The organism is Trinickia sp. Y13 (genome assembly GCF_029522115.1).
Taxonomy (GTDB): domain Bacteria; phylum Pseudomonadota; class Gammaproteobacteria; order Burkholderiales; family Burkholderiaceae; genus Trinickia.
Map to the genome: position 1 here is coordinate 39,560 of NZ_JAKWFK010000020.1, position 19,616 is coordinate 59,175.

The window sequence follows — 19,616 nt, forward strand, 5'->3', positions numbered from 1 at the left end:
CATGACGACTGCGCAAATGCAACTGGGAATGAGCGGCCGCGCCACGTTGGCGATCGGCGACGCCCTCGCCGGGCGCGGCGGGCACAGCCCCTTCGCGCGGCTGCGCGCGGCCCTGCTGTTTGCCGGCCCCGCCGTCGTCGCGTCCATTGCGTACGTGGACCCCGGCAATTTTGCGACGAACCTGCAGGCGGGGGCCAAGTACGGCTATTCGCTATTGTGGGTCGTGCTCGCGGCGAACGTCGTGGCGATGTTGTTTCAAGCGCTTTCGGCCAAACTCGGCATCGTCACGAATCGCAATCTCGCTGAAATCAGTCGCGCGCATTTTCCTGTGCCCATCGTGTACGCGATGTGGGGCGTGAGCGAGATCGCCGCCATGGCGACCGACCTCGCGGAATTCCTCGGCGGCGCCCTCGGCTTGTCGTTGCTGCTTCATGTGCCGCTCATCGCCGGCATGGCGATCACCGGCATCGTCACCTATGCGATCCTCGCTGCCGAAAAGCGCGGCTTTCGCCCGCTCGAGCTCATCATCGGCGCCTTGATCGGCACCGTCGCGCTCTCCTATGTGATCGAGTTGATGCTCGTCGACGTGAACTGGAGCGAAGCGGCGCACGGCGCCTTCGTACCGCATCTGCAAGGCGGCGGCGCACTCTCGCTCGCCGCGGGCATTTTCGGCGCGACGGTCATGCCGCACGCGATCTACCTGCACTCGGGCCTCACGCAACATCGCGCCCCCGCTCGCAACGATGCGGCGCGCCGCAAACTGCTGCGCTTTTCCAATCGGGAAGTGATCGTCGCCCTGTCGCTCGCCGGGCTCGTGAACATGGCGATGGTCATCATGGCCTCGAGCGCGTTTCACGCAGGGCATGCCGACGTCGCCGAGATCGAGACCGCCTATCGGAGCCTCACGCCGCTGCTAGGCGCAGGCGCCGCCGCGGTGTTCCTCGTGTCGTTGCTGGCCTCAGGCATTTCGAGTTCGGTCGTGGGGACGATGGCGGGACAGATGGTGATGCAGGGTTTCGTCGGCCTTCACATTCCCGTCGGGCTGCGCCGGCTTTTGACGATGGCGCCCGCTTTCGTCGTCGCCGCACTCGGCGTGCAGGCCACCGACGCGCTGCTCTACAGTCAGGTCGTGCTCAGCTTCGCATTGCCGGCGCCGATGATCGCGCTCGTCATCGTGACGAGCCGGCGGGACATCATGGGCGAATTCGTGAACAGCACGAAAGTGACGACGGCCGCGATTGCCGCGACCGTCGTCATCCTTGCGCTGAACGTCGTGCTCCTGCTGCAAACGTTCGGGGCGCTCGGCTAAGGCAAGTCAGGCCTAGCCTAGGCCCTCGTCGCCTCGCTTACTGTGCCTGTACCGATCCGACGTGATAGACCGCCGGGTCGGCTTTGCCCCCGACTTCGAGCAGGCCGACGAGGCCCTTGCCTGCACGCGTGAGCGCATGGTCGACGAGCATGTACTTGCCCGGGTACTGCATCTTCATTTCGACGATCGCTGCGCCGCCCGGCGGCACGATCGTCGTTTGGACATCGTGCTTGACGCCGCTCAGCGAACCGCCTTCATAGACGGTATCGAACACCCCGCCGATGATGTGGAACGACGAGATCTTGTTCGGGCCGCCCACGCCGAAGTACACACGCACCGTCTGGCCCACGTCGGCCACGAGCTTATGCGTCTTCGTCAGCGAACCGACCGCGCCGTTGAATACGTAGTACTCGGGCTGCTCGGCAGACAGCTTGGCCATATCCACTTGTTGATGCACGTGCGTGCCGAACGGTTTGGTCGTGTAGATCTCGCCCTGCATCACGTAGTATTCCTTGTCGACCTTGGGCAAACCGCCTTCGGGCTCGATCAGGATCATGCCGTACATGCCAGCCGCGATGTGCTCGGGAACGAGCGGCGTCGCGCAGTGATACACGTACAAGCCCGGGTGCATCGGCTTGAACGTAATCGTCTTTTGCTGGCCCGGGGCGACCTGCGTATCGCCTCCGCCGCCCATCCCGCCCATCACCGCATGCAGGTCGATCGAGTGATTCATCTTGCTCGTCGGCGCATTCGCGAGCGTCAGCTCCACCGTGTCGCCCACCCGCGCGCGCAGCATCGGACCAGGCACTTGCTTGTCGAAGGTCCAGTAGGTGAACGTCGTACCGTTGTCGAGCTTGCCGGTGACTTCATCGGTTTCGATGCGGTATTTCAGCGTCTGCGGCGCGCGAGCGCCGATCGGGGACGGCACGGCGGACGGGTCGCCCGCAATGCTGATGGCGTCCGCTTTGGCCGGCAAGGCGGGGGCCGCCGAAGCGGTGTAGACGGCAGGCATGGGCATCGCGTGTCCGTCCATGCCGCCGTGGGCCGAGGCCGGTTCGACACCGCCCATATCGCCACGCGCGGCCTGCGCCGGAGCCTGGGCCGCGGCGGCGGTCACGATGAGCTTGCCTTCCATGCCAGCTTCCTTATGGCCGGCCACGCTGCAGAAGTACGGGAACTCGCCCGCACGCGTTGCCACGAAACGCAGCGTCGTCGGTCCGCTCGCGCCGCTGAAGCGCTTCGATTCGACTTTCAGGTCGGGGAACGTGATGTCGTGTTCCGCGCCCTCCTTGCTTGCGATCGCGATTTCCACCGTATCGCCGACTTGCACTTTCAAATCGGGATCGGCATTGCCTCGCTCGTCTTCATAAACGAGCTTGCCGTCGGCGATATCCGTGCGAAGCGTGAAATGTTTAACGTTGCCCTGTGCGGCTGATTTAGCGGCGTGTGCGGAAGCGGGAATGGGTGTAGCAGCAAAACCGGCGGTGCTGCCGCTCCCCATGATCAATGCGACGGCAAAGCATATTGGCGTAATAACACGGAATTTGCACATCATGTGCTCCATAACCGATAGTCTGTTTTATGACCGGCCCGAGACATGGCCCGCGGTCTACGCGGCCATGCGGTTCGATGCCGGCGCTGGTTGGGCGAGTGGCCCCGGCCTTGCCGGGCATCGCCTGTTCAAACGCGATCGATTGAGACGCTTCGCCGCGTCCGTTGCACGAGCCCGCGTCGCTATCGAATGCATGAAAACAGTTCGAATATTCCCGATCGATTTCCTCGACTTAATTGCCACGGGAATTCCGACTGCATCATTCGATCCGTCGATCGACTATCGACGTTTCACAATGCCCGTCTTCATGTATTCCAATGTAGTCAAATAAACGCCAAATAAAATTGATGGTGATCAAGCGAAAACACCAAGTGGATTTCCACGGTATTGGCACCCGACCGCGCGCCGCCCATTCAAGCCGCGAAGCGTTACGGGTGGCGGCGATTCGGGTTTATGCGCCGTTTCGCCACAGCACGCGATTTAGCGAGTAATTTGACGAGCCGTGCGTCATCGCGAGGGCTCGAATCATCGCCACTCGTAGCTGAATTGGGGCCGTGCTTGCCGTTGGCGCGTTTGGCCGTCGTTTCCCGATCGCGCGCCTCCCGTTTCGCACGCCGCGCTTCGCGTGCGAGCAGCGCGGCGAAGGCGGCCTCGTCCGCCTTCAAACCGCGCCGCGTCCTAACCTTCGGTAGCTCACAGAGCTCGCCGGCTTCGAACGCCTCGATGACCCCGGGATGGATGTAGCAGCGCCGGCAGACCGCCGGCGCATTGCGCAGCGTTGCCGCGACGTGCTTGACGGTCTCGACGAGATGCTTGCGGGCGTGGGCCGCGCTGCGCGGCTCGATCTGACGCAGGGCGGCGAGCGCGAACACGCTGCCGGCCCACGTGCGATAGTCCTTCGCCGTGAAATCGGCGCCGCTCGTTTCGCGCAGATAATCGTTGATGTCGGATGAGCCGACGGGCCGGCGCTCGCCGTTTTCATCGACGTATTGAAACAGTTCGCGCCCCGGCAAATCCATGCACCGTCGTACGATGCGGGCCACGCGCGGGTCGTCGACATCGACATCGTGCTCGATGCCGCTCTTGCCGCGAAACCGAAAGCGCAAGTGCCCGGCGCGCACGGCCGCGTGACGCTTGCGCAGTGTCGTGAGCCCGAAGGATTGGTTTTCGCGCGCATACTCCGCGCTGCCCACGCGCACGAGGGTGACATCGAGCAAGCGCACCACGGTCGCCGCCACTTTTGCCCACGGCATGCCTGGTAGGCGCAGATCGCGCGCCACGTGTGCGCGAATCTTCGGCAACGCGTCGCCGAAGGCGGCCATCCGGTCATATTTGGTGGCATCGCGTATTTCGCGCCAGCGCACGTGGTAGCGGTACTGCTTGCGCATGCGCGCGTCGCGCCCCGTCGCTTGCAAGTGGCCCAGCGGGTCGGGGCAGATCCACACGTCGGTATAGGCCGGCGGCACCGCGAGCGCATCGATGCGTTTGATTTCCGCTTCGTTGCGGATGCGCCGACCCTGCGGGTCGAAGTAGACGAAATGCCCGCGCACAAGCTTGCGCGTGATGCCGGGACGACGGTCGTCGACATAGCGCAAGTCCTTCGGCAATTCGATCGGCGGCGCGGCAGGCTCGGGCGCATCGCCACCCGAGGGGTTGCGTGTCGATGCGCGTGCAGGCGGGCGGCTCGAACCGCGAGAAGGCTTGGGCATGGCGCGAGGCAAAGACGGAGGGTTGAGACGTTTTATGCAATCGCCATGCCATAGGCGCCGCTCGGTGCGAGCGCCGACTATCCTTCTGCCGGGCGCCGTGCGGCTCGACGCCCGGAGGTCAACCCAGATGCCCCGCACCGAAGCGGTCGTTGAAAGTGTGGAATTGCTCCATGTATTTCTCGTAACCCTGCTCGGCGGCAAAGCGCAGCGGGTAGACGCGTTTGACCAGCACTTCGCGCGCGTTCGGCTGCGTTTCGAGAATGCTCATGACTTCGCCGATGAACTCGGCAAGCGGCATGGCGTTCGGATCGTTCGCTTGCTGCTCGCCCATCAATTCGGTCGCGACATACGGCGGAACGATTTCTATGACGTCGACCGGCGTATGACGCAATTGATAGCGCAACGCGTCGCTGAACGCATGAATCGCGGCTTTCGTCGCGCTGTAGGCCGGCGTATGAGCGAGCGTGAGAAACGCCAAGCCCGAAGACACGGTCAGCACCGTCGAGTGCGGCTGACGCTTCAGTTGCGGCAACAGCGCCGCGGTCAGGCGCATCGGCGCAAGCAGATTCGTCGCGACCGTCGCCTCGGCGGTCGACAGATCCACCTCGTCCGCAGCCCAGTCTTCCATCTGCATGATGCCGGCGTTGTTCAGCACGGCGTTCAGTTGCGGATACTCCTCGGCCATGCGCGCCGCGAAGCGCTCGATTCCCTTCGGGTCCTGTAGATCGAGTTGCGCCGTCTTCATCCCGGGGTTGGCTTGCGCCACCTGACGCAGCGTGTCCTCGCGCCGGCCGGCGATGATGACTTGATTGCCGCGGCGATGAAACGCTTCGGCCAAGGCGCGCCCGATGCCCGAGCCACCGCCCGTGATGAGAAGGGTGTTTCCAGTCACTTGCATGATGTCTCTCCCGTGGTTGACTGACGGCAGAATAGCGCCAATACTCTCATATAGGAAGTAGGCACCTTTTTGTATCATACGAACACATTCGTAACTAACCTACCAATTCGAGCCATAGAGATGAGCCTGAAAAAACAAAAGCAGACGGGGCGCGCCGTCGTCTTCGAATCGCCCACGGGCAAGCCGTCTACGCCCGAGATCGACGACGTCGTGATGGAAGTCATCGGCAAAGTCGCGGATAAATGGACCATGTGCGTGCTCGAGGTACTCGCGCAGAACGGCGTCTTGCGGTTCACGCGCATTGGCGAGCTCGTCGGCGGCATCAGTCAGCGCATGTTGACCAAGACGTTGCGGCAGATGGAAGAAGACGGCTTCGTCACGCGCACCGTCTACCCCGAAGTGCCGCCGCGCGTGGAATATCAACTGACCGAACTCGGCGAGAGCCTGTGCGCCGCGTTTTGCGGTGTCTGGGTGTGGGCGGAAAAGCATTACGCGCAACTGCAAGCGCGGCCCAAGCAAGCCAAGGCGTGACACACCGCGGCGCAGCACCAGCTCGCCATCGCTATCTTGCGCTAAGGGTGGTAATGCGTCCTGTTTTAGCGCAAATCGCGCTCAAGCCCCGGTAAATCACGAAGATCGAGGTGCTTGCCATCGGCAAGCGCATTGCAATTCGCATCGATCCTTCGAAAGGGGCAAACCATGAATCCACGATTGACCAGTCGCTCGGCGTCTCGCACGGCGATCGCCTCGGCCGCCTTAGCGCTGCTTTGCGCCACACCGCTCATCGCCCGAGCGTTGCCGGCGATGCCGTCGCCGCAAGTGCAGCTCGTCGACGGCGTGATCGCCGGGGACCGCTCGATAACGGACACCCATCAGATCAATGTTTTTCGCGGCATTCCCTATGCCGCTGCCCCGGTAGGCATCCACCGCTGGCGCGAGCCGCAACGCGTGGCGAGTTGGCCGGGCGTGCGCGATGCCAAAGCCTTCGGCCCGCGCTGCATGCAGATGGCGTTGCCCGGCATTCGATTTCGTTCGTCGAGCATGAACGAAGACTGCCTCTACCTGAACGTATGGGCGCCCGCGGCAAGCCAAAGCGCGAAGCTGCCGGTACTCGTCTATTTCCATGGCGGTGGCTTCGCATTCGGCGACGGCTCCGAGCCCCGCTACGACGGCTCGCATCTCGCCGCCCGCGGGATGATCGTCGTGACGGTCAATTACCGGCTCGGCGCGTTCGGCTTCATGATGCATCCGGAGGCATCGCGCGACAGCGCGGTCGGGGCGGCGGGAAATTACGGTCTGCTCGATCAGCAGGCGGCGCTGCGCTGGGTGCGCGAGAATATCGCACGCTTCGGCGGCGATCCGCGGAAGGTCACCATCGGCGGAGAAACGACCGGCGCGATGGCCGTGAGCGCGCACATGGCCGCGCCTTCCTCACGCGGGCTGTTCGCGCGGGCGATCGGCGAAAGCGGAGGCGCGTTCGCGCCCAATGGCTTCTGGCGGCGCGAGAAAGCGGAAAAAGTCAGCCGAAGCTTGGCAGCCCGCCTCGGCGCGGATTCGCTCGCGGCACTGCGGGCGCTATCGGCCGAGAAAGTGCAGGCCGCAATGGGCACTCATCGTGAACCGCAGCCGTTTTTCTGGCCTAGCATCGACGGCTATTTCCTCACCGATACGCCTGCCGCCGTCTTCGAAGCAGGGGGTCAAGCGCCGGTTCCCTTGCTCGTCGGTTCAAACTCGCAAGAAAGCCACTTCCGAACGGTCTACGGTCCGATGGCGCCGACGCCCGAGAACTGGACGCTGATTCTCAGCGCCGTGTTCGGCAACGAAGTCGCACAAGCACGCGCGTTCTATCCAGGAAACGACGCCGACGAGATCAACCGCTCGGCGGCGGTGCTCGCCAATGACTTGACGATGAGCCACAGCGCCTGGCGCTGGATGGATTTGCACCGGCAAACCGGCCGCGCCCCCGTGTATTTCTATCTGTTCACGCATCCGCGCCCGACCGCAGTGGCATCGGCTACCCAAGAGAGCGCGGGCGAGAATTCGTCACCCAGCACCGGTGCGCCTCACCGATCGGAGATAGCCTATGTGTTCGACAATCTCGATCAGGATCGTCGTTATCAGTGGACGAGCGACGATCGCGCCGTCGCGCATATCTTTTCGAGTTACATCGAGCAGTTCGTGAAGACGGGCAATCCGAACGGCATCAACGATAGACAATCGGATTTCACGCGGCTCGGACGCGTGACGAGCGTCGTGCGCCCTCCGCGTTGGCCGGCCGTGCGGCAAGAGCGCGACGGCTTGACAAGGCAAGCGATCGGCAAGGACACGGTCACCATGTGGGATGCGAGCGCCGAGCGGCAAGCCCTCGTCGAACGCATCATGAAAGCGCGACCCGGGGCGAATTAAGGGCGTTGCAATATAGTCAATCGCCCGGCCCTTCGCCGGCATTGCTCGATGCGCCGCCGGGCGCCGCCCGGCGCGCAGGACGGCGCACCACCCTTACCTTTGCGCTCGTGCCGCCGCCGCAAAAGAACTGCGTGCCGCCATCGGATTCGAGCCCCGAGACGACCACGCTCGGCGGCATCGCGAGCGCCTCGATCACTTGGCCTGTCTGCGCATCAAGGTGTCGAATTTCGCTTTGCTCGTCCTCCCACGTGCCGTGCCACAGTTCACCGTCGACCCAAGTCACGCCCGTGACGAACCGATTCGATTCGATCGTACGCAGCACCGCGCCCGTTTCGGGGTCGATTTGCAAGATCTTGCGTTCGGCATAGCGGCCGAGCCAGAGCGAACCTTCGGCCCATGCCAGCCCCGAAGTGCCGCCGCCGGCCGGCGCCGCGATGGTACGCAGCACGCGCCCCGTTGCCGGGTCGAGCTTATGGATCGAGTCGCCATCCACCTGAAAGATGTGCTTTCCGTCGAAAGCCGTTCCCGCATGCGCAGGCACGTCGAGCGCGGATTGCATTCGACCGCTTACCGGATCGAGCACGCACAGCTTCTCGCCGGCGGCAAACCAGACTTGATGGCCGTCATAGGTCACGCCGGCGACTTGCTCGACGCCCGGCAACGGGCCGAATTCCCGGACAATTTCAGCATTCGATAGGTTCATCGTTGGCATCCTAAAGGTTCGGTAGCGGCGAAGGGAGTAACAATGTCGTCGCGAATCCAACGACAGGCGGCGTCATCCACCTTCTCGCCCGCCCCTCGCCTATCGCTTGAATTTTCCCGGAAGAGGCCAGGGCATCGAGCGCACGCTGCACCGATCGCTGGCTCGCACCCAACGCAAGCGCCAAGGCCGAACTGGACCACGACTCGCCGTCGGCCAGCAGCGCAAGAACCGCCGCATGTTTCTCGTCGAGGGGTCGCGCCAAAACGACGACGTCGCGCGCCGTGCGGGGCATCAGCGCAAATCCGCGCTTGGTCGCCGTCACGTCCGCGAGCGGTCTGAGCAATGCGCGCAAGCGGCCGATTTCCACACGCAAGCGCACCCGGTGCGACTCGTCGATCGACCTCGCGCGAAACGCGTGAGCGATCATGACTTCTCTCGGAATGTCCTGCGGCCAAGCTTCAGCCAGAACGCGTGCGAGCGCGAACAACACGGGCCGGGTGGCGAGGGTCACCGTCGTTTCGGCATCGCGCACGGCATGGCGGCACGCGTCGACGATAAGACGCCGCGGCGACGTTAACGCCTGCACTTGCTCGAGCGTCAGCGTGCGCGTCTGGCCGCCCGAGATCAGGCGCGCGGCCGGAGCGGCAAGCGCCAGCGAGGCGCTCTCCACTTCGGCCATCAACGAAGCGATACCCGACGCACGCGCTGCCCGAGCCGCGCGTGCAAGCGCTTCACGCGCCGCCGTTGCTTGCAGGCGGCGAATCGCAATGCCCGCCGCAAGCAGTTCCGAGGATGCCAATAAGGCCGGAGGCAGCGGACCGGATGAGCCAACGAGCAGCGCGCGCTGCGCATCGTCGATGCGCCCGAGCAGCAGCGACCGCCGCGCTGCCAGATTGCGCGCGTGCGCCGCATTGAGCCGATCGCCATGCGCTTCGAGCATCGCGCGCGCCGCATCGAGCGATTTCTCCGGCCAGTTCAAATCGCGCGCGGCCAGTGCGACTTCGGCTTGCGCCACGACGCATCGCGCGCGCGCCAATGCGTGCTTCTGCCCGAAGGCGCGTGCGGCGCTGCGCAAGAGCACCCTCGCGCGCGCGAGATCGCCAAGCTGCGCCATGGCGATGCCGCGCAATGCCAGCGCAGGCGCGTCCTCGCGCTGCGACACGCAATTGAGCGCGCGCAGCGGATCACCGGCGGCAAGCGCGCGCGACGCGGCGGCAATCAGCGAGTCCATTCGAATCCCGCCACACTTGTCACTCCTTGCATTCGATACCGGTCGCTAATCTAGCACGTGACATGTCACGACATGTAGCCGCCCGCCCGCGCAAAAACGGCACGCCGAGCAACGGCGGCGCAATCAACGATCACCCAATCTATCGAACGGAGCCAAACCATGACGACACACGCAATAGGAACACGCGACGAGTGGCTCGCCGCTCGTCTCGCCCTGCTCGATGCCGAGAAGGCGATGACGCGCCAAAGCGACGAACTTGCACGCCAACGACAAGCGCTGCCATGGGTGCGCGTCGACAAGGACTACCGCTTCGACACCGAGCGAGGCACGGTATCGCTAGCGGATCTGTTCGAAGGCCGCTCGCAACTGCTCGTCTATCACTTCATGTTCGGTCCGGACTACAAGGCGGGATGCCCCTCGTGCTCGTCGATCGCCGATACGTTCAATGGCTTTCACGTGCACCTGGCCAATCACGACGTCACGCTCACCGCCGTTTCCCGCGCGTCCCTCGATAAGCTCACTGCGTACAAGCAGCGCATGGGTTGGACCTTTCCGTGGGCGTCGTCGCACGATAGCGACTTCAACTTCGATTTCAACGTATCGTTCACGCAGATGCAGCAACGCGACGGCGAAATCGAATACAACTATCAACGCGGCGCGCACGCGATGGATGTCGAACCCGCGCCGGCGCCGGTGGACCAGTTCGCTCGAAGCTGCGGAACCGATGCGAAAACTTATGCCCGAGACCGGCCCGGCGTGAGCGCCTTCGTGCTCGAGGACGGCGCCATTTATCACACCTACTCGACGTACGCGCGCGGGCTCGATGCGTTGTGGGGCATGTACCAGTGGCTCGATCGCGCACCGCTCGGCCGCAACGAGACGGGCGTTTGGTGGAAGCGGCACGACGAGTATGCGATGCGGTGAGGCCTGCGATGGGTGAACTGCCGATGCCGGGGGGTTGGTCGCTGTCCGCCATGTGGATGCCGATGTGCGGGCAGACGTGGCTCGACGCTGCGGCGGCGTTCACCTTCATGTGGAGCGCGACGATGGCGCCGATGATGCTGCCGTCGCTCGCGCCTGCATTGCTGTCGTATTGGAAGCGCGTTCGCGCCCGGGGCAAAGGCCGGGCCGCGCGCGCTACGGCGTTGGCCGCCGCGAGTTACTTCTGCGCATGGACCGCTTTCGGCGCGATCGTGTTCGTCGTGGGCGCGACGGTCGCGGCAAACGTCATGCAATCGAGCGCGTTGGCGCGCGCCATGCCGGTATGCTCCGGCGTCACCCTCTTGCTCGCCGTGGGCCTTCAGTTCACCGCATGGAAGGCCCGCAGAGTCGCGTGTCGCGAAAACGTCTGCCGGTATGGCGGTATCAACGCGGACGATGCGAGCGCTGCCGTGCTACATGGACTTCGGCTCGCGCTTCACGACGGTTATTGCTGCGCCAATTTCATGGCGGCGCTCTTCGCCGTCGGCGTCATGAATCCTTTTGCAATGGGCGCGGTTACAGTGGCAATGGCAGTGGAACAATGGGCGCCCTGGCGCGTGCGCACCCCACCCCTACGTAATCCTACTTAGCACCCTTAAGTAGTTATGCGCTTGCGGTCCGCATACCGAGCGCAAATACTACGCCCGTCAATCGCAATGCAATTTGCGTGGGCAAACACCCGCCGTTCCCGCATAGAAACATCGCGCTTGGCTCGATTCATCCCACGATAGTTCAATAAAGACAGAGAGTGGGCGGCATTCGGTCGTAACGCGCCCATTGCCTCATCGTCGACCCCTAAGGAGCATCATGGAGACCTCCACCGCCCCACGTCGCGCGTGGCTACCGCTGATATTGCTGTTGCCCTATCTCGCCCTGCTGTGGCTGCCGTTCTATAGCGACGGCCGCCCTGCGCTGCTCGGCTTCCCGTTCTTTTACTGGTACCAATTCCTCTGGGTGCCCATTACCTCGCTGTTGATGTACGCCGTCTACCGGAGCGCCAAATGACCGAACCCACTTCGATCAATACCACCGCTCTGGTGATCTTCGTCGCGTTCTTCGCGCTCATCACGATTCTGGGTTTCGTCGCGGCACGCTGGAAGCGCGGCGACCTCACGCAATTGCATGAATGGGGGCTCGGCGGCCGCCAATTCGGCACCGTCATTTCGTGGTTCCTCGTAGGCGGCGATTTCTACACCGCCTACACCGTCATCGCAGTGCCCGCGCTCGTGTACTCCGTCGGCGCGTACGGCTTTTTCGCACTTCCCTACACGATCATCGTTTATCCGTTCGTGTTCGCCGTCATGCCGAAGCTTTGGCAAGCGTGCCACCGCGGCAATCACATCACCGCAGCCGACTACGTTCAAGGCGTGTTCGGCGGCAAGTGGTTCCCCGCCGCCGTCGCGCTGACCGGTATCGTCGCCACGATGCCCTACATCGCGCTTCAGCTCGTAGGCATGCAAGTGGTCATCAAGAGCCTGGGCGTGACCGGCGAATTGCCGCTCATCGTCGCGTTCGTGATCCTCGCGCTTTATACCTATGCGAGCGGTCTGCGTGCGCCCGCGATGATCGCGTTCGTCAAAGACATCATGATCTATATCGTGGTGATCGTCGCCGTCTGCTGGATTCCCTCCAAGCTCGGCGGCTACGGCGCGCTGTTCGATATCGCGGACAAGCACTTCGCGGCCAAGGGCGGCGCGACCGGCATCTTGCTCAAGCCCTCGCAGTTCACGGCCTATGCAACGCTCGCACTCGGCTCCGCACTCGCCGCTTTCATGTATCCGCACACGATGACGGGCGTGCTTTCGTCCAAATCGGCTGCGACCGTCAAGAAAAACGCGATCTTCCTGCCCGCCTACACCGTGCTGCTCGGCTTGATCGCCCTGCTCGGCTACATGGCGATCGCGGCCGGCGTGCACGTGAAGTCGCCCTCCGACGTGGTGCCGGCGCTGTTCCTCACGCTGTTCCCGTCTTGGTTCGTCGGCTTCGCGGCAGCGGCGATTGCGATCAGCGCGCTCGTGCCGGCGGCGATCATGTCGATCGGTGCAGCGAACTTGTTCACGCGCAATCTGTACAAGCCTTTGATTGCGCCGAACGCCACGCCGGCAAAGGAAGCATCTAACGCCAAGCTCGTCTCGCTCGTCGTGAAGTTCGGCGCGTTGCTGTTCATCATCGCGTTGCCGACGCAATATGCGATCGATATGCAGCTGCTCGGCGGCGTGTGGATCTTGCAGATCTTCCCGGCCGTCGTGTTCTCGCTCTACACGCGTCGTCTGACGACGCCGGGCTTGTTCCTCGGCTGGCTCGCGGGTATCTCGCTCGGCACGATTCTCGCGGCGATGCAGGGCTTGAAGCCGGTCTACGCGCTGCATATCGCAGGCGCGACGTATCCGACTTATATCGGTTTGATCGCGCTCGTGGTCAACGTCGTCATCACGGTCGCCGTGTCGGCAGTCACGGCAAAGAGCCCCGCGGCGCAACCGAATATCGCCGCGCAATAAGCGGCTCCGCCTCTCGCAGCATGCAACGGCCATCGATCGACGATGGCCGTTTTTCTTTGGGGGCGTCGCGCTTGCCGATAATCCTCCTGCGACGCCGACCGCCCCGCGCGAACGTCACCCTGTCGCCATGCGCCTGCCGAACGCGAGCCGATCCGCCGCCCACACGGCAACGAGCGTCGCGCCCATGAGCGGAAAGACGATGCCTAACACGACGAGCGCCGTCTTCCATGCGCGCATCGGCGGCGCGCCTTGTTCTTTGCTAGGGGCGCCGAGCGTGCCGGCGGGCCGCCGCTTCCACCACATGACGAACCCCGTGACGGCCATGGCGGCGAGCCCCAACGAAATCACCGTGCAGACGATCTGATTGCCGAGGCCGAAATAGCGTCCCATGTGCAGCGACGTCCCGTACGACACCGCCTTTGCCACTGCCCCGTAGTCGCCGTAGCGAATGTCCTTCAGCACGGCGCCACTGTATTGATCGAGGTACAGCGTGCGCTCATGGCGGGGATCGTCGGGGAAATAGCTGACGGTGTAGACGCCGTCGCTGCCGCGCGGGACTACGATCTCGTAGTCGTCGGAAAGCCCCAACCCTCGGAGTTGCTCGACGATGCGGCCGAGCGGCAAACGTTCGGCCGCATCGTGCGCCGGCGCATGCGGGACAGGCACCGCGCCCACCGCCCAAGGCACGTTCGGCAACGGCATGTCGTCCATCACCATGCCAGGCATCGAATCCGTTTGGCTGGACATCTTCATCGCGTGATGCTCGCTCGCACCGGCTTCGTCGGTCGACGAAGCCGACTCCGTGCGCGCGGATGCGTTCGCCGCGCCCGGCACGCGAGAATGCAGCGCCAAGCCGCCCCACGCGCCTGGCGGTGAACCCAGATTCACGCTGGTTGCGAGCGATTTGAATTGCTTGCCCCACGAGCCCGTCCACGGCAACCCCGTCACGATGAATGCGAGCGCGCCTGCCGCGAGCCAGATGCCGAGGACGGCGTGGACGCTTTTCCATAAGGCGCGCCCGTGCACGGCGCCGTTCGGCCAGAATAAATCGCGAGCGCGAGCGCCGGCCCTCGGCCACCAGAGGGCGACGCCGGTGCCGATCATGACGAGCGTCCAACAGGCGGCCAACTCCATGAGCAGTTCGCCGGGTTTGCCAAGCAACAGCTTGCGATGCAGCATCCGAACGACCTGCATGAACCGATGTTCGACACTCAGCGTGCCCAGCACTTCGCCCGAATACGGATTGACGTAGACGCTTTCGCGCTCGCCGCCGGGCAAGCGAAACACGAACTCGGCGCTGCGGGCCGGATCGTCGTCGATCCGTGCGCTGCTCGGGCGCGCGCCCTTTGGCATCGCCGCCGCAGCGAGCGCGAGCAACGACTCGTGCGCGAGCCTCGGCTTATCTTGCGGTTCGACGGTCAAGCGATGCGGATAGAGCATCGGCTCGATCTGCGGCTTGAAGCAGTACAACGTGCCCGTGACGGCAAGCACGATCAACAGCGGCATGACGAACAGCGCCGCATAGAAATGCCAACGCCAGAGCGTGCGATAACCTGTATTTCGCATCGTCACATCCTCAATTTGGCATCGATATAGAACGTGCGGCCCGGATACGGGTGGTAGACGAAATAGCGCGCGTCGAAAAGGTTGTCGACGCCCACGCCGATTTCGCTGCGCTTGGTCGGTTCGAACGAGAAGCGCGCATCGGCCACCGTGTACGTGCTCGTGCCGCCGAACACGTCGGGGTTCGTGTCGGTGTTCGTCAGCGTGTTGTACTGGCGCCCCGAGTAGCGCGCGCCCAGCGTGAGCGCGGTGCGTTCGTCGAAGTGATAGGTCGCCGCGAGGTCGGCGCGCCACAGCGGAATGCGGTAGAAATACTTGCCGACGGACGCCGGATTCTGCGCATTGGCGAGGATGCGCGATTGTGTATACGCGACGCTCGCCAACACATCGAGCCCGCGCACACCCACGTCCGCGCCCTCATAGCTCAACTCCACGCCGCGCGAGCGCACTTTGCCGATGTTCTGGAAGTTCGTGACGTTGGGTGTCACGGTCGTATCGGTCTGACTGAAGATGGCGTTTTTCACGTCGTCCTGAAACAGCGAGAAGCGCCAGGTGCCGTTCCAATGCGACCATTCGGCCATGAGTTCCTTCGATAGATCGTCCTCGGGCATCAGATTCGGGTTGTTGTTGACGATCGAGGAACCGTTGATCTGCCCTTGGAACAATTCGCTTACCGTGGGAAAACGGTAGGCGCGCCCAATCGACGCGCGCAGGGTGAGTTCGTCGGTGACGTCGAACGAAAGCGAGGCCTTCGGCGAAACATGGTGCTGGTTCGCCTGCGGATAGGGCAGCCCCCTCGCGCCCACGGCCTGCTGGCCGTCATAAGCGTTCCATTCTTCGTAGCGCGCGCCGTAGACGAACTTCCAGCGCTGCAGAAAGCGCCATGCATCCTGAGCGTACAAGGCCTGGGTTCGGGTCTTGCCGCCGAACGCATTGGCGAACGAAACGGCCGCGCCGTCTCGCCAGTTCGCCGTGTTGTAGGTCTCGTTGCTCAGGCGGTAATCGTCGTAGTGATAGCCGAATGTCAGCCAATGATTGCGCCAACCGGCTTCGCGCGACGAAGGCGTCCAGGTCGCCTTCAAATCCAGCGTCTTCCATCCGGCGCCGTCGCCGTACGTCACGACGCCGGGCCCGTTGCCGGGGCCGCTCGCGTTCGCCGTGCGGGCTACGCTGTTCGATACGTCGTAGTACGAAGCGATCGCCTCGGCGTTCCAACCCGCAGCCTGATGCGTGCGCAGCGTCAGCCCGTAGAGCCAGTTCTCGTTCGAACCTAGGCTCGGTGCGAACGCGGAGGCCGGGATCGAGTACTCGTAGCCGCCGATATCGACCTTGCCGCTGTAGACGGGGTTGCCGTTGGCATCCCGCAGAAACGTAGACGTTTGGCTGTTGTAAGTCTGGCTCCAGTACCCGAGCGTGAAGGTGCCTTGAACCGTCGGCGTGAAATCGTATTGCGCCTTCAGCGTCAATTGATCTTGAATCGTGTGCTCGATGCCTTCGCCGTTGACGCCGAGCGCCGCAGTCGGCGCGTTCGTCTGGTTGTTGTAAAAATAGGCGCCGGTGACGGGCGCGTCGCCCGGCTTGGCCGGCGTCGACGAGCGCGCGAGCGTGGCGAACGACAACGGTTGACTGGTGTTTTCGAGGTGATTGACGCCGAGCCGGAAGGAGAATTTCCCGATCTTGTCGCCGATCGTCGCCGTCGTCTCGCTGCCGTTGTAGTTCGCGTTGACGCCGTACAGATCGAAGTGCTGCGTGAACGCCTTCACATCGGCTTCGGCTTCGAAGCGCTTGGGCATGCGCGTTGAAATGAGGACCGTCGCGCCCAGCGAGTTACCGGGATAAAGCGCGGAAAACGGCCCATAGACTACATCGACGCGCGCGATCTCGTCGGGAAAGACCATCGACCAACGCGGCGGAAACGAGTAGCTGTTGCCCAGAAGATTGCTGAGCAACAGACCATCGGCATAGACGAGCCCGCGCGCGCTTTGCGTATTGCTCGTGCCGCGCACGGCGATGATCGAATTCAAGTCGCCGATGAAGCGCTTGCGCACCGCGAGATTGGGCATGTGCTTGAGCGCATCCTCGGTGTTGACCACATTCCACTGCGAGAACTGATCGCGTGTGACGGTCTCGACCGTCGCGGGCAAGTTCGGATCGACGGAGCGAGGCGATGACGCACCAGCGGCGCCAGCGTTGGCCGTCACGACGACGGCGGGCAGCGTGAATGCGGCGGCCGCTTCTTCGGCATGAGCGACATGCGGCAATAGCGAAACGGGAAAAAGCACGAGAGCGGCGTGTCGACCCCGCTTGCGACGGCAAGCGAGTTCGCACCCCGGAACGAACGGATGCATCGTCGATTCCTGAAAGCGTTGAACGAGCGACCGCATGCGCCTTCTATGGGCGCACGGTTAGGCGGTCGAGCGAGATGACGATCAGGAAACGAGCGGTGGGGCTCGAGGAAGTCCGGACGGAAATGCGCCTAGCGGCGTGAAGCGCATCGATAGCATCGGCACGATCGCGACGACGATGAGCGCGAGCGGTTGCACGAGGGCTGGCGGCACCGATGGCATCGCCGCATGCGTAGCGAGCAGATCGCAATAGCCGCAAGCCGATAACGGATTGGCGGCCGACGCATCTTGGTGCGCGGTATCGGTGGAAGCCACGGCGGAGCACAGCGGCGCGACGGGTTCGTGCGCGCGCGAGGCGACGACGAGCTGACTGACGAGCGGCACGCATACGACGAGCCACATGGCGATGAGGCCAAGCCATGCAGTCATGCGGGCGTGTCGTCGAAGGTTCATGTCGTCGGCAAATACTCGGGCGACGCCGAGTCTAGCATTGGAGAAAGAACAATGGCTAGCTGGCGCCCGCATTCGCCTTGTGCTGCATTACCGGCTCGACTGCCTGCTCGATCATCGCTGCGAGATCGCTCCGCACTTCGGCAAGCGGCTGCGTCCAGTCGCGGTAATCGCGCTGACGATAGAGCCGAACGGTCGGATACCAAGGGCTGTCGCGACGCTCGGTCATCCAGACCCAGTGCGGGTTGCCATCGAGCAACACCCACGTCGGGCGCCCCAATGCGGCCGCCAAATGCGCGACGGAGGTGCAGACCGTGATGACAAGGTCGAGGCTGCCGATCAATGCGGCCGTATCGTCGAAACTGTCCAACTCGCTCGTGCGATCGATGAGCGGCAATCCCGCTTGCGCCATGCGCGCCACATCCTGCGCCGCGCCCATCTGCAAGCTGTACCAATCGACACCGGCAATCCCGGCGAACGCCTCGGCATAGCGCTCGGGCGCGACCGCACGCAGCGCATTGCGCTGATGCGTATGGCTGCCGGACCAAACCAGACCGACTTTCAGCGCACCGCTTTGCCGCATTGCAGCGCGCCAACGATCGACACGGCCGGCATCGGGCGACAGATAGGCAGCGGGCGCCGGGAGCGATTCGAGCGTGACATCGAGCGCGAGCGGCAAACTCGCCAGCGGAATCTGATAATCGAACGCCGGAAGCTGCGCGACATCGCTCGGCAACACGTCGACATCCCAGGCGGCCAAACTGCGCTCGAACAAGGCGAAGAGCGGCGGGAAACAGCAGCAGACGATCTTGCCCCCCGCCTCGCACACGCGCTCGGCGAGCAGCGGCAAGAAGCGGATGAATTGAATCGCATCGCCGTGCCCTTGCTCGCCCCAAACCAGCAGCGTCTTTCCCGCCAGCGGCTGGCCGCGCCAACGCCGCTCGGGGCAGAACTGCGCGCTCGAGGCCAGTTCCGGCGAGCCGCTCCAGCGCGCTTCGAAATTGATCCAGCCGTTGCGAAGATCGCCGTGCATCAATTGCAGCATGGCGACAGAGAACTGGATCTTCGGATCGGCGCCGGCCACCTTGGCCGCCCGAACGACCGCATCGAACGCTTCGCCCCATTGCTGCGACTCGCGCGCCGCGTTGCTCAAGGCGAGCTGCGCCAAGCCGAATTCCGGCGCGAGCGCCGCCGCCCGCCGCGCGGCGATCAACGCCCGAGCGGGCTCGCGCAACCGCAGCCACACATTGGCCAAGTTCGTCCATGCCAGCGCATGATTGGGCTCGGCGCGGATCGCCTCGTTGCCGATCCGTAGCGCAATCTCGTATTCGCCCCGATCGTAATGGAGCGCCGACAGATTGTTGCGCAGCATCGGCAGCCCGGGATCGAGCGACATCGCTCTTTCGTACGCCTGCCGGGCGGCATCCAACGCACCGGCCTGCTGTTGGATGAGGCCGAGCATGAACCATGCACCGGCCGAGTCCGGGGCCAGGTCGCACCATCGCGTTGCGACGGCTACCCCGGTATCCGTGCGCTTCATCGTGTGCGCGAGCGAGGCCCACTGCGAAAGCCAATCCGGATGCGGCGTCATCTCACCCGAGGCGCGCTCGAACGCATCGAGCGCACGCTCGGGCGCGCCGGTCTGAAGCGCCAGGCGAGCCGCCTCGACCCAGGCCGGGCCATGCGCGGGCACGGCCGCAAACGCGCGATCGAGCCACGCCTGTGCGTCCTCATAGCGGCCGCATAGCCGCAGGCATTGCGCCTGCAACGTGCAGGCATCGGCGTCGGCGGGAGACTCGGTCAACCAAGCGCCGAGGTGTTCCGATGCTTCGATCAACGCGCCGGCATCGATCTGTGCACGCACCGTCGATGCCCGCGATGGCGCATCGACCGCCTGCAAAACTTCGGTGGGCTGCCGCGGCAGCGTTGCCCGACTGCGTTCGTCATTCATGCGCTCGCACCGCGTGCCGT

The 19,616-nt window shown here is 63.9% G+C and carries 17 protein-coding genes; 8 read left to right on the plus strand and 9 right to left on the minus strand.

The annotated features are described in order from the left end of the window. Position 1: 1 nt before the first annotated feature. Positions 2-1,309: an Nramp family divalent metal transporter gene (locus tag MMB74_RS24740; protein WP_277431299.1), complete on the plus strand. Its 1,308-nt coding sequence runs from the start codon at positions 2-4 to the stop codon at positions 1,307-1,309. Positions 1,310-1,346: 37 nt separating this feature from the next. Here the strand turns inward: MMB74_RS24740 and nirK are convergent, their stop codons facing one another. Next, entirely contained in the window at positions 1,347-2,639 is a 1,293-nt protein-coding gene (nirK, locus tag MMB74_RS24745) for a copper-containing nitrite reductase (RefSeq protein WP_277431332.1), read from the minus strand. A gap of 130 nt (positions 2,640-2,769) precedes the next feature. Here nirK and MMB74_RS24750 point away from each other — a divergent pair, with 130 nt between their 5' ends. Further along, positions 2,770-3,192, plus strand: a complete 423-nt coding sequence (locus MMB74_RS24750) for a hypothetical protein (protein WP_277431300.1) — start codon at positions 2,770-2,772, stop codon at positions 3,190-3,192. Positions 3,193-3,289: 97 nt separating this feature from the next. Here MMB74_RS24750 and MMB74_RS24755 read toward each other — a convergent pair whose 3' ends face one another. Together MMB74_RS24755 and MMB74_RS24760 are read right to left on the minus strand one after the other, a co-directional pair. Then, positions 3,290-4,570 carry a DNA topoisomerase IB gene (locus tag MMB74_RS24755; protein WP_277431301.1) on the minus strand — a complete coding sequence of 427 codons (1,281 nt, stop codon included), beginning with the start codon at positions 4,568-4,570 and terminating at the stop codon, positions 3,290-3,292. A gap of 118 nt (positions 4,571-4,688) precedes the next feature. Next, positions 4,689-5,468: an SDR family oxidoreductase gene (locus MMB74_RS24760; RefSeq protein WP_277431302.1), complete on the minus strand. Its 780-nt coding sequence runs from the start codon at positions 5,466-5,468 to the stop codon at positions 4,689-4,691. Between the two features lie 120 nt (positions 5,469-5,588). On the opposite strand from MMB74_RS24760, the gene MMB74_RS24765 reads away from it, so the two are divergent. Both MMB74_RS24765 and MMB74_RS24770 read left to right on the plus strand, forming a co-directional pair. Beyond that, positions 5,589-5,999 (plus strand): helix-turn-helix domain-containing protein, encoded by a 411-nt coding sequence (locus MMB74_RS24765; RefSeq protein ID WP_277431303.1) that lies wholly within the window; start codon positions 5,589-5,591, stop codon positions 5,997-5,999. Between the two features lie 168 nt (positions 6,000-6,167). Beyond that, complete coding sequence (locus MMB74_RS24770) at positions 6,168-7,874, plus strand: carboxylesterase family protein (protein WP_277431304.1); 1,707 nt, start codon at positions 6,168-6,170, stop codon at positions 7,872-7,874. A gap of 16 nt (positions 7,875-7,890) precedes the next feature. On the opposite strand, the gene MMB74_RS24775 is transcribed toward MMB74_RS24770, so the two are convergent. Both MMB74_RS24775 and MMB74_RS24780 read right to left on the minus strand, forming a co-directional pair. Next, the gene (locus MMB74_RS24775) at positions 7,891-8,577 is read right to left on the minus strand and encodes a glutaminyl-peptide cyclotransferase (protein ID WP_277431305.1); all 687 of its coding nucleotides are present in this window, start codon (positions 8,575-8,577) and stop codon (positions 7,891-7,893) included. Positions 8,578-8,587: 10 nt separating this feature from the next. Continuing rightward, positions 8,588-9,808 (minus strand): helix-turn-helix domain-containing protein, encoded by a 1,221-nt coding sequence (locus MMB74_RS24780; protein ID WP_277431306.1) that lies wholly within the window; start codon positions 9,806-9,808, stop codon positions 8,588-8,590. A gap of 159 nt (positions 9,809-9,967) precedes the next feature. On the opposite strand from MMB74_RS24780, the gene MMB74_RS24785 reads away from it, so the two are divergent. The 4 genes from MMB74_RS24785 to MMB74_RS24800 all read left to right on the plus strand — a co-directional run bounded on the left by MMB74_RS24785 (position 9,968) and on the right by MMB74_RS24800 (position 13,287). After that, positions 9,968-10,732, plus strand: coding sequence for a DUF899 domain-containing protein (locus MMB74_RS24785; protein WP_277431307.1), 765 nt, complete (start codon positions 9,968-9,970; stop codon positions 10,730-10,732). An 8-nt stretch (positions 10,733-10,740) separates the two neighbouring features. Beyond that, complete coding sequence (locus MMB74_RS24790) at positions 10,741-11,379, plus strand: DUF2182 domain-containing protein (RefSeq protein WP_277431308.1); 639 nt, start codon at positions 10,741-10,743, stop codon at positions 11,377-11,379. 217 nt (positions 11,380-11,596) lie between these two features. Further along, entirely contained in the window at positions 11,597-11,794 is a 198-nt protein-coding gene (locus tag MMB74_RS24795; protein ID WP_277431309.1) for a DUF3311 domain-containing protein, read from the plus strand. Further along, a complete protein-coding gene (locus MMB74_RS24800; RefSeq protein ID WP_277431310.1) occupies positions 11,791-13,287 on the plus strand; it encodes a sodium:solute symporter in 1,497 nt (498 codons plus the stop codon). Before MMB74_RS24795 ends, MMB74_RS24800 begins: the two co-directional genes overlap by 4 nt. A 114-nt stretch (positions 13,288-13,401) precedes the next feature. On the opposite strand, the gene MMB74_RS24805 is transcribed toward MMB74_RS24800, so the two are convergent. The 4 genes from MMB74_RS24805 to MMB74_RS24820 form a co-directional block, all read right to left on the minus strand. Continuing rightward, positions 13,402-14,853: a PepSY domain-containing protein gene (locus MMB74_RS24805; RefSeq protein ID WP_277431311.1), complete on the minus strand. Its 1,452-nt coding sequence runs from the start codon at positions 14,851-14,853 to the stop codon at positions 13,402-13,404. Between the two features lie 2 nt (positions 14,854-14,855). Further along, positions 14,856-17,198, minus strand: coding sequence for a TonB-dependent receptor (locus MMB74_RS24810; RefSeq protein WP_277431312.1), 2,343 nt, complete (start codon positions 17,196-17,198; stop codon positions 14,856-14,858). 81 nt (positions 17,199-17,279) lie between these two features. Continuing rightward, positions 17,280-17,624: a DUF2946 domain-containing protein gene (locus MMB74_RS24815; RefSeq protein ID WP_277431313.1), complete on the minus strand. Its 345-nt coding sequence runs from the start codon at positions 17,622-17,624 to the stop codon at positions 17,280-17,282. Positions 17,625-17,703: 79 nt separating this feature from the next. After that, the gene (locus MMB74_RS24820; protein WP_277431314.1) at positions 17,704-19,596 is read right to left on the minus strand and encodes a tetratricopeptide repeat protein; all 1,893 of its coding nucleotides are present in this window, start codon (positions 19,594-19,596) and stop codon (positions 17,704-17,706) included. Positions 19,597-19,616: the final 20 nt, after the last annotated feature.

Excerpts from the sequence above, each read along its gene's own strand:
- MMB74_RS24740 (WP_277431299.1), top strand. The coding sequence starts at position 2 with ATGACGACTGCGCAAATGCAACTGGGAATGAGCGGCCGCGCCACGTTG.
- MMB74_RS24750 (WP_277431300.1), top strand. The coding sequence starts at position 2,770 with ATGGGTGTAGCAGCAAAACCGGCGGTGCTGCCGCTCCCCATGATCAAT.
- MMB74_RS24755 (WP_277431301.1), bottom strand. The coding sequence starts at position 4,570 with ATGCCCAAGCCTTCTCGCGGTTCGAGCCGCCCGCCTGCACGCGCATCG.
- MMB74_RS24760 (WP_277431302.1), bottom strand. The coding sequence starts at position 5,468 with ATGCAAGTGACTGGAAACACCCTTCTCATCACGGGCGGTGGCTCGGGC.
- MMB74_RS24765 (WP_277431303.1), top strand. The coding sequence starts at position 5,589 with ATGAGCCTGAAAAAACAAAAGCAGACGGGGCGCGCCGTCGTCTTCGAA.
- MMB74_RS24770 (WP_277431304.1), top strand. The coding sequence starts at position 6,168 with ATGAATCCACGATTGACCAGTCGCTCGGCGTCTCGCACGGCGATCGCC.
- MMB74_RS24775 (WP_277431305.1), bottom strand. The coding sequence starts at position 8,577 with ATGAACCTATCGAATGCTGAAATTGTCCGGGAATTCGGCCCGTTGCCG.
- MMB74_RS24780 (WP_277431306.1), bottom strand. The coding sequence starts at position 9,808 with ATGGACTCGCTGATTGCCGCCGCGTCGCGCGCGCTTGCCGCCGGTGAT.
- MMB74_RS24785 (WP_277431307.1), top strand. The coding sequence starts at position 9,968 with ATGACGACACACGCAATAGGAACACGCGACGAGTGGCTCGCCGCTCGT.
- MMB74_RS24790 (WP_277431308.1), top strand. The coding sequence starts at position 10,741 with ATGGGTGAACTGCCGATGCCGGGGGGTTGGTCGCTGTCCGCCATGTGG.
- MMB74_RS24795 (WP_277431309.1), top strand. The coding sequence starts at position 11,597 with ATGGAGACCTCCACCGCCCCACGTCGCGCGTGGCTACCGCTGATATTG.
- MMB74_RS24800 (WP_277431310.1), top strand. The coding sequence starts at position 11,791 with ATGACCGAACCCACTTCGATCAATACCACCGCTCTGGTGATCTTCGTC.
- MMB74_RS24805 (WP_277431311.1), bottom strand. The coding sequence starts at position 14,853 with ATGCGAAATACAGGTTATCGCACGCTCTGGCGTTGGCATTTCTATGCG.
- MMB74_RS24810 (WP_277431312.1), bottom strand. The coding sequence starts at position 17,198 with ATGCATCCGTTCGTTCCGGGGTGCGAACTCGCTTGCCGTCGCAAGCGG.
- MMB74_RS24815 (WP_277431313.1), bottom strand. The coding sequence starts at position 17,624 with ATGACTGCATGGCTTGGCCTCATCGCCATGTGGCTCGTCGTATGCGTG.
- MMB74_RS24820 (WP_277431314.1), bottom strand. The coding sequence starts at position 19,596 with ATGAATGACGAACGCAGTCGGGCAACGCTGCCGCGGCAGCCCACCGAA.